Below are 8,386 nucleotides of genomic sequence, written 5' to 3' on the forward strand. Positions count from 1 at the left end.
ATGGAAAATCTGAAATGTGATCTGCTGGTCATTGGAGCCGGTTCAGGAGGCCTGTCTGTTGCAGCTGGGGCGTCACAGATGGGCGCAGACGTCATTCTCCTGGAAGGACATAGAATGGGAGGAGATTGTCTGAATTTCGGTTGTGTTCCCTCCAAAGCCTTATTGGCAAGTGCCAAAGTGGCCTATGGTCAGGCTCATGCTTCGGCATTTGGTATTGCAGACCAGGTCCCACAGATTGATTACGCTGCCGCGAAAGATCATGTAAAAGATATTATCGCAACGATTGAACCCATGGACAGCCAAGAGCGCTTTGAAGGGTTCGGTGTGCGTGTGATCCGCGAATACGGTGAATTCTTGTCTGCTACAGAGGTGCAAGCCGGTGCTTATAAGATTACGGCGCGCCGGATCGTGATTTCTACGGGTTCCTCGCCATTTGTGCCGCCAATCCCAGGCTTGGATAGTGTGCCCTATGAAACCAACGAGACACTGTTTGAGCTGCGTGAGCAGCCAAAACACTTGTTGATTATCGGGGGTGGTCCTATCGGCTTGGAAATGGCGCAAGCTCATATCCGTCTTGGCTGTGCAGTGACCGTGATTGAAGGGGCGCGGGCGCTGGGCAAAGATGACCCCGAGGCCGCCGCACTGGTCCTTGAGAGCTTGCGCAACGAAGGGGTAGAGATTGTAGAGGGCGCGCAGGCTGCGGAAATCCGAGGAGACGCTGGTGCGATTGAAGTTCAAACCGCAGATGGTCGTGTCTTTAAGGGGAGCCATCTGCTTATGGCGGTGGGTCGTAAGCCAAATATCGATCGGCTAAACCTTGATGCTGCGGGGATTGAGACCACGCGCGCAGGAATCAAGGTTGATGATGGTTTGATCACGACCAACCGTAAGGTTTATGCGATTGGCGACGTCGCGGGCGGGCTGCAGTTCACCCATGTCGCTGGGTATCATGCTGGCGTTATCATTAAGTCTGCGCTTTTTGGTTTGCCGTCAAAGGCAAAGACCAATCATATCCCATGGGCGACCTATACCGACCCGGAACTTGCGCAGGTTGGCCTGACCGAAGCTCAGGCGCGGGAAAAATTTGGTGCGCGACTAGAGGTCGCACGCTTTGATATGCACCATAATGATCGTGCCGTTGCTGAGCGTAAAACAAACGGCTTTATCAAGTTGATGGTGTTCAAAGGCCGTCCAGTTGGGGCGACAATTGCAGGCCCGCAGGCGGGGGAATTGATCTCATTGTGGTCACTTGTGCTGGCAAACAATTTGAAAATGGGGCAGGTTGCCGCAATGGTCGCGCCATATCCGTCAGTTGGTGAGTTGAACAAACGGGTGGCAGGAGCTTATTTTACCCCGCGGCTTTTTGAAAGCGCGACAGTCAAACGTATGGTTGGATTTGTGCAACGCTGGTTGCCCTGACCTGAAAGAGGCGGTGGAGCGGTGCAATACGAAGGGAGCAGAATGCTCAATACGCTTTCTGGACGATTTCTGATTTTGACCACCATCTTTGTGATGTTGGCTGAGATCCTGATTTTCGTACCTTCTATTGCTCGTTTCCGTGAACAGTATCTGCAGGACCGGTTGGAGCGGGCACAAATTGCATCATTGGCATTGCTTGCCGATGATATGCTTGAAACCGAATTGGAAGCAGAACTGTTGCAAAACGCAGGCGTTTTCAATGTGGTTCTGCGCCGGGATGAAGTGCGCCAACTGATGCTGGCGTCTCCTATTCCCGATCCGATCGCGAAAACGTTCGACCTGCGTGATGCCAGCGCAATGGTGTTGATCCGCGATGCGATGATGCGGTTGCTGGAAACAAATGACGACATCATTCGCGTGATTGGTGAACCGGTTCGGGATGCAGGACTGTTGATCGAGATCACAATCGAAGCAGCGCCACTGCGCGCGGCGATGCTGGACTATGGATTGCGTATTCTGGTGCTGTCTGCAGTAATCTCAGTGTTTACGGCAATTCTTCTGTTTGCAGCGGTCCGAATGCTACTGGTCCGTCCAATCAAGGGGGTGGTTGGCTACATGCAGCGCTATGCAGCCGCTCCAGAAGATGCACGGGGTATTATCAAACCAAGTGCAACAGTCATCGAGCTGAGAGAGGCAGAAGATGCATTGCAAAAGCTGCAGATGGAACTGACCCACGCTTTAAAGCAACGTGAAAGATTGGCGCAGCTTGGCGGGGCGGTTGCGAAGGTGAGCCATGATTTACGCAATATTCTAACGTCTGCACAGCTGTTCACGGATCGTATCGAGATGAGCGAAGATCCTCTTGTTCGACGTCTCGCACCTAAGCTGGTGAATTCTATTACACGAGCGGTTTCATTGTGTGAAGGGACCTTGGCCTTCGGGCGCGCGGAAGAACCCGCGCCAGCCCTTATTGAGGTGCCTTTGTGCCAGATCATGGAAGATGTCGTTGATAGTGAGCAATTGGCAGCGGGGGATGATCCGGTTCAGATTCTAAGCGAGGTGCCAGCCGGGCTAGAAGTTCGGGCGGATCCTGAACAGCTCTATCGGGTTGTGATGAACCTGGTACGTAATGCACGGCAAGCAATTGCGGCAACTGGCAAAGAGGGGCACGTTCTGATCCGTGCCGGGGAGCAGCCGACCTCTTGGTGGATAGAGGTGTGCGACACTGGACCAGGCCTACCGCCCAAAACCCAGGAAAATTTGTTTACACCCTTTCAAGGCAGTAACCGTAAAGGGGGATCTGGTCTTGGCCTTGCGATTGCCGCTGAGTTAATAAAGGGGCACGGGGGTGAAGTGCGCCTGAAGCGCACAGGAGCGGATGGGACGGCGTTTGAAGTTTCGTTGCCCAAAGGAGATCAGATTGTTGATACGCAAAAGAATTCTTGAAGCTTAAACAGTAGCTTCATGGTTTTCGCCCTTTGTACGTATGGGTGTTTTCAAAAAAGAGGCGAGACGCAGGAATTAATTGTAAATAGGGGGTTGCGTCTTTGTGAAACAAGGCTTACACCCCGGCTCCACAGTGGACCGATAGCTCAGCTGGATAGAGTACTTGACTACGAATCAAGGGGTCGGGGGTTCGAATCCTCCTCGGTCCGCCACTACCCTTAATCGCCTTCAGCAAGTGATTAAATTGACGAGATTGGGACGTCAAATATATGCAGTGATATATCATTGTAAGAAATGGACCGATAGCTCAGCTGGATAGAGTACTTGACTACGAATCAAGGGGTCGGGGGTTCGAATCCTCCTCGGTCCGCCATTTCACCATTGTTGAATGTCAGACAACTTTGACCTTTGCGTCATAAACTGACCCAATTTCCTTATTTCATGCTCCTGCAAGCGGTTTCGTTTGATCTGACTTCCTTTTGTGGAAAATCAGGGCTGATTAGCAGGTTCAGTCGGCGAAGCCGCCTGTTCCTGCTGATCTGCCATGTGGCGAACGCGGGAGGGGGCGAGGCAATGCTATTCGACAGGGTTGGCGCAGCCGAGGACACGGCCCTGTCTAATAGCATTGCCCGAGGGGGGGACCGCGCCCTCGCCTTGACGGCCAGCGGGATTTGGACAAGCCAAACACCTCTGGCTCTTAAAACAAAAGCGGCGGGACCACCGGCCCCGCCTCAATTCATGTCGCAATGCAGAAAATGTCAGCTAAGAGCCCAAACTAGCCGATGCTGCGGAATTGATCAGTGGCCGCTTTCCGACGTTCATTCTGATCTTGACCAATTTCGAACAGCTCGAACCGCTTGGAATGCGATAAAACCCGCCGGACCAAACAGAAAGATAACTGGCAAACAGGGTAGGACTAGCATGAAGTTTATGCCTTCTGACCTCGCTTTTCGACAAACCCAAGCGCCAATGAAGAGATCGAAGGCCAAGAAGTGGACCCATCCGGTCAATGCAGCCTGTTCATAGGAAAAGAGAACAATCACCTCTGCCAGAGTTCCAAAGCCTCCGCCGCTCGCGGAGGCAGGTATAATTAAGAGCAGCAAATAGCCCAGTGAGAGAATAGCCGGTAACAACACCCCGGCGATCCTGTCAGACCAAATCGGCGTCAGGGGTGAGATCAGGAGCATCAGCCATCCAATCATGGCAATAACTCCGGCGAGCGAGAACATATTTTCAAAGAACATTTTGGGACCACATTGCGTTGATGAGGTTGAATCACACTTCGTGCAAAGTACTTGCATATGAAAGCGATTCGCAATAGACAGTTTGCATGACTGATTTATGTACCACAAATGCGCTTCGCTTGATCCAAGTGGCAGAAGACTTCCGAGCTGGCTTATCCGGTGAGTTTTCGGCCGTTCATGGCATATCTGTGAATGAATTTTTGTTGTTGCTCCACCTTGAACGGGCAACGGCAAACCGGCTGTCACGAGTCGATTTGGCAAAGCGGATGCATGTCAGCGCGTCTACGATCACGCGCATGGCCGCCCCGATGGAGAAAATTGGCCTTGTAGGCCGGGAGGTCGACGACCGAGATGCGAGGCTTGTCTTCGTTGTTGCGACGTCGATGGGGAGAGAGAAGCTGTCTCAGAGCCTTGCGACGTTCTCCAAACGTGCAAGTTATCTTTTCAGCGATAGATGGGAAGATGAAGAGTTGGAGAAATTCTCTGAGATGTTGCGCTGTATGATCGGCGGCACTGGTGATACGTTGGCTTAGGAAGCGCGGTCTTCAAGAAGGCGAAAGCGCGAGACCAGACATTGGTGCATGTGCGGCGAAAGTCTGAAAAGTCCCGCACAGCCTACCTTACGTGCTGACTGGCCCCAGGACCGCTTTACGGACAAGGCGGTCGTTTACACACCTGCTTTCAATGTCGGCTATTTACTAGAGATCGTGACCGTGCCATTGCAAAAATGTGTTGAGCAACTGCTGTTGGGTGCTGATGCCGAGTTTCGCATAGGCATTCTTTCTATGGGTTTTGACTGTTGGCACGGCGATGCCTAGCACCAGGCTAATGGACAAGCTTGAATGCCCTTTCAGAATAAGCTGGACAGTCTCGGCTTCACGAGGGGATAGAATGTCTTTCGCGAAATCTTCTAGTGGCGCGTGTGGTTCGATCAAGATCGCCGTGTTGTTTGAGTGATTTGCCCACATCTGTCGAAATGACGTAGCAAACAACGGATAAAACGGCCGAAATCGCTCAACTATTGTGGGTTCAAACCCACCAAGGTCTGATGGTCGTGCCAAACTCACTTCTCCCATCATCCCATTGGGAAGGTCGACTGCTAAGATAAGTTCTTGCAGGTTCTCTGGCCAACCGCGCGTGCGAAAACCGATCTCTTCTTTTTGCGCCAAGACAGCTTCAGGAAGATCGTCAAACCTTTTCCAATTGTCAGGTGCCAGATCGATCATGCGGTGCAGCCCTGGCGGCAGCCCCGCCAAAAACGCATTGTAGAATGGATTGAGCACATAGGTGCTTCTGATATAGCATTGCACCGCATCCTTGGGCGCCCCATCAGGGTAGGAATCGCATAGGTAGACAGGCGATTGGTCAACCCGATTGACGACGCAAAGAGCCGCCGTGAACGGCACGATGTGTTGGGCAGCCTCGATCAAATCGAGCGCCCCGCCTTGTCCCTCCATCACCTTTGACAGGGACAGGTTAACCGCTTTGATGCTCTTTGCGCTAAAGTCCAAGGCTGCCTCCAAAAAGCTGTTAAGGTTCTGTATCATCCTTGGGGATGATGGTTCGCGTGTTCGTACTCACTTATGAGAGCGTTAACTGCATGGAGTCTACCTCAATGAACACGCCCCCGATCATCCTTGATGCCGCCGCCGTCGCAAAGCGCTTGCCACAGATCGATGTTTTGCACGAAATGCGCCAGCTTTTTTTCGGGCTTGGCGGCGCGCAAGCGGTGCAACCGCCGCAAACTTTGACGCTATTGCCCGAAAATAAAGGCGATTTCATCACCTATCAGGGGGCTGACACAAATACAGGCGTGTTTGGCGCGAAACTATCGCCTTACCTTGTGACCGAGGGCAAACCCCTCATTACTGCGTGGACGGTGCTGATGTCCTCAGAAACCGGCCAGCCCCTGTGCCTGTGTGATGCGGGTGTTTTGACGGCCGAGCGCACAGCCGCGACCACGGCATTGGCGGTAGACCTCTTGGCAGGAAAAAACGCAGAAAAAATTGTCATTATCGGGTCCGGTGCTGTGGCTGCAGCACACTGGCGGCATGTCCAAAACCTACGCCCGTGGCAACAGGTGAAACTCTATTCGCCAAATCTCAGAACTGGCTCAGACGTCTGGGCGCAATGGCAAACCATCTGTCCCTATGCAGTTTGCGCCGAGAGCGCAGATGCCGCAGTGCAAGACGCAGATGTTGTGATGCTGTGCACGTCGTCTGGGACACCTGTTGTGGATCATGCCGCCTTCAAACCCAATGCCTTGGTCACATCAATCAGCACCAACGTACACCGTGCCCACGAAGTGGAACCTGCGTTTTTGAACACGGCGCAAGTCTATTGCGATTACCGGGCAACAACACCGATAACAGCCGGCGAGATGGTTCTTGCCGCGCAGGATCACGGGTGGTCAGCTGATGATCTGCGCGGCGATCTGGGGGAGCTTTCTATTGGTACGTGCCCGACGCCAGATGACGGCAGTCCGGTCTTCTTCCGCTCGGTGGGATTGGGTCTGGAAGACATTGCCATCGCCCATGCCATCTACCGCGCTGCTTGCGCCTGAAACTAGGACTTACACCATGCATATCGAACCGTTTGGCGTCGAAATTTGGATGAACGAGTGGGAAACCAAGTGCAAATGGAACTTGGCGGAAACCTGTGTTGAAAGCATTACAATCGCAGAATTGTTGGCCTTGAGCGGTAGCAACGACGGCGACTTGTCTGCTCTGCTGCCGATGAAAATGACTTATGGCACAATCGAAGGATCAATGCGCCTGCGTCGCGCGATTTGCGCCCTGTATGAGCGGCAAGAGCCCGAAAACGTGATCGTCACCCATGGCACAATTGGGGCCAATATGCTCATTCACAAGACCTTGGTGTCTGCGGGTGATAGAGTTGTCGCTGTTGTTCCAACCTATCAACAACACTACTCCATACCCTCCAGCATTAGCGCGGAAGTGCACCCGTTGCAGCTGCGCGAAGAGAACAGATTTCTACCCGATCTGGAGGAATTGCGGGCTCTTGTCACACCAGACACGAGGCTGATCGCAATCAACAACCCCAACAACCCGACCGGCGCGTTGATGGGGCGCGACATGCTGGAAGCCATCGCTGCTATCGCCCGCGAAGTGGGCGCTTGGGTGCTCTGTGACGAGGTTTATCGCGGCACAGATCAAACTGGTTTTGGGGCAACGGTTTCAATCGCAGATGTCTATGAAAAGGGGATCAGCACCGCAAGCACATCCAAAGCGTTCTCCCTTTCTGGTCTGCGCCTTGGATGGATCGCAGCCCCTCAGGACGTTATCGAAGCGGTTGCCATCCACCGCGATTACGACACCATTTCTGTTGGTATGATCAACGACTACTTCGCGACGCTTGCGCTGGAAAACAGCGATAAGGTGTTGGCGCGCAGTCAAACAATCACACGTGGCAATCTCGCGATCCTAGGCGCATGGGTGGCACAAGAACCAAAGATAACTTGGGTTAAACCAAAATCAGGGACAACAGCCTTGCTGAAACTTGACCTGCCGATGTCATCACGGGATTTCTGTGTGGCTTTGTTGAAAGAAACAGGCGTCATGTTTACGCCCGGGTCTGCCCTGAACATGGAAGGTTACGTTCGGATTGGCTATGCGAACAATCCCGAGATATTGAAAGACGGATTGAAACTGGTTTCTACTTTCTTGGCCAAGCAGCCCTAAATTCCTGTCGCGCGAATTGGAATGCGCGATGCTCCTCTCGATCACCTTGTGAGCAATCCTGTCAGTTCTCGAAAGCAGCTTTTCGCTACCGCGCGGAAAACTGGAAATTTGGGCTCTTAGCTGACATTTTCTGCATTGCGACATGAATTAAGGCGGGGCCGGTGGTAGACTGGTTAATACTCACCTCTCTGAAACCGCCCACCGAGGTGGATGAGCTACCCCGGGAAAACCGGACACTGACGTAAGTTACGATTTGTTGTCTGCTGATCTTCACGACGAAGGAGATCGAAGATGTCGAAACGGAAGCAACATTATCCAGAGTTTAAGGCCAAGGTCGCGCTAGAAGCCTTGAAAGGCGAGGAGACGGTCAGCGAGTTGGCCAGTCGGTTCGGCGTGCGTCCGACAATGATCTATCAATGGAAGCGTGCGCTGCTGGAAGTGGCGTCTGGCGTCTTCGAACGCGGAGGCCGGAAAGCGCTGGAGGTTGATGAGGAGCAGGTGAAAGACCTGCACGCCAAGATTGGGGAGTTGGCCGTCGCCAACGATTTTTTGGCAAGAAAGCTCAAACCCTGGACC

General features: G+C 52.9%; 8 protein-coding genes and 2 tRNA genes. 8 read left to right on the forward strand and 2 right to left on the reverse strand.

What is annotated here, in order from left to right; all coding sequences use genetic code 11:
* From BLP79_RS18705 to BLP79_RS18720, 4 genes are all read left to right on the forward strand, one after another.
* Positions 1-1,419, forward strand: coding sequence for a dihydrolipoyl dehydrogenase family protein (locus BLP79_RS18705; protein WP_090221213.1), 1,419 nt, complete (start codon positions 1-3; stop codon positions 1,417-1,419).
* A gap of 42 nt (positions 1,420-1,461) precedes the next feature.
* On the forward strand, positions 1,462-2,865 hold the full coding sequence (locus BLP79_RS18710; RefSeq protein ID WP_090221214.1) for a sensor histidine kinase: 1,404 nt from the start codon (positions 1,462-1,464) through the stop codon (positions 2,863-2,865).
* Positions 2,866-3,000: 135 nt separating this feature from the next.
* Positions 3,001-3,077: transfer RNA gene (locus tag BLP79_RS18715), tRNA-Arg, on the forward strand.
* Between the two features lie 84 nt (positions 3,078-3,161).
* Positions 3,162-3,238, forward strand: a tRNA-Arg gene (locus BLP79_RS18720).
* 445 nt (positions 3,239-3,683) lie between these two features.
* Here the strand turns inward: BLP79_RS18720 and BLP79_RS18725 are convergent.
* Positions 3,684-4,109, reverse strand: coding sequence for an ABA4-like family protein (locus BLP79_RS18725; RefSeq protein WP_090221215.1), 426 nt, complete (start codon positions 4,107-4,109; stop codon positions 3,684-3,686).
* Positions 4,110-4,195: 86 nt separating this feature from the next.
* On the opposite strand from BLP79_RS18725, the gene BLP79_RS18730 reads away from it, so the two are divergent.
* On the forward strand, positions 4,196-4,642 hold the full coding sequence (locus tag BLP79_RS18730; RefSeq protein ID WP_211477638.1) for a MarR family winged helix-turn-helix transcriptional regulator: 447 nt from the start codon (positions 4,196-4,198) through the stop codon (positions 4,640-4,642).
* Positions 4,643-4,807: 165 nt separating this feature from the next.
* Here the strand turns inward: BLP79_RS18730 and BLP79_RS18735 are convergent, their stop codons facing one another.
* Positions 4,808-5,620: a helix-turn-helix transcriptional regulator gene (locus tag BLP79_RS18735; RefSeq protein WP_232716640.1), complete on the reverse strand. Its 813-nt coding sequence runs from the start codon at positions 5,618-5,620 to the stop codon at positions 4,808-4,810.
* Positions 5,621-5,724: 104 nt separating this feature from the next.
* Between BLP79_RS18735 and BLP79_RS18740 the strand changes: the two genes are divergently transcribed.
* The 3 genes from BLP79_RS18740 to BLP79_RS20090 form a co-directional block, all read left to right on the forward strand.
* Positions 5,725-6,672: an ornithine cyclodeaminase family protein gene (locus BLP79_RS18740; protein WP_090221217.1), complete on the forward strand. Its 948-nt coding sequence runs from the start codon at positions 5,725-5,727 to the stop codon at positions 6,670-6,672.
* Between the two features lie 16 nt (positions 6,673-6,688).
* Entirely contained in the window at positions 6,689-7,810 is a 1,122-nt protein-coding gene (locus tag BLP79_RS18745) for an aminotransferase (RefSeq protein ID WP_090221218.1), read from the forward strand.
* 291 nt (positions 7,811-8,101) lie between these two features.
* Positions 8,102-8,386, forward strand: a 285-nt coding sequence (locus tag BLP79_RS20090; protein WP_139163241.1) for a transposase, incomplete at its 3' end; no start/stop codon positions are given.

Source organism: Epibacterium ulvae, from assembly GCF_900102795.1.
Lineage (GTDB): Bacteria > Pseudomonadota > Alphaproteobacteria > Rhodobacterales > Rhodobacteraceae > Epibacterium > Epibacterium ulvae.

Coding starts and splice junctions, on each gene's coding strand:
- BLP79_RS18740 (WP_090221217.1), top strand. CDS start 5,725: ATGAACACGCCCCCGATCATCCTTGATGCCGCCGCCGTCGCAAAGCGC.
- BLP79_RS18710 (WP_090221214.1), top strand. CDS start 1,462: ATGCTCAATACGCTTTCTGGACGATTTCTGATTTTGACCACCATCTTT.
- BLP79_RS18725 (WP_090221215.1), bottom strand. CDS start 4,109: ATGTTCTTTGAAAATATGTTCTCGCTCGCCGGAGTTATTGCCATGATT.
- BLP79_RS18745 (WP_090221218.1), top strand. CDS start 6,689: ATGCATATCGAACCGTTTGGCGTCGAAATTTGGATGAACGAGTGGGAA.
- BLP79_RS18705 (WP_090221213.1), top strand. CDS start 1: ATGGAAAATCTGAAATGTGATCTGCTGGTCATTGGAGCCGGTTCAGGA.
- BLP79_RS18730 (WP_211477638.1), top strand. CDS start 4,196: ATGACTGATTTATGTACCACAAATGCGCTTCGCTTGATCCAAGTGGCA.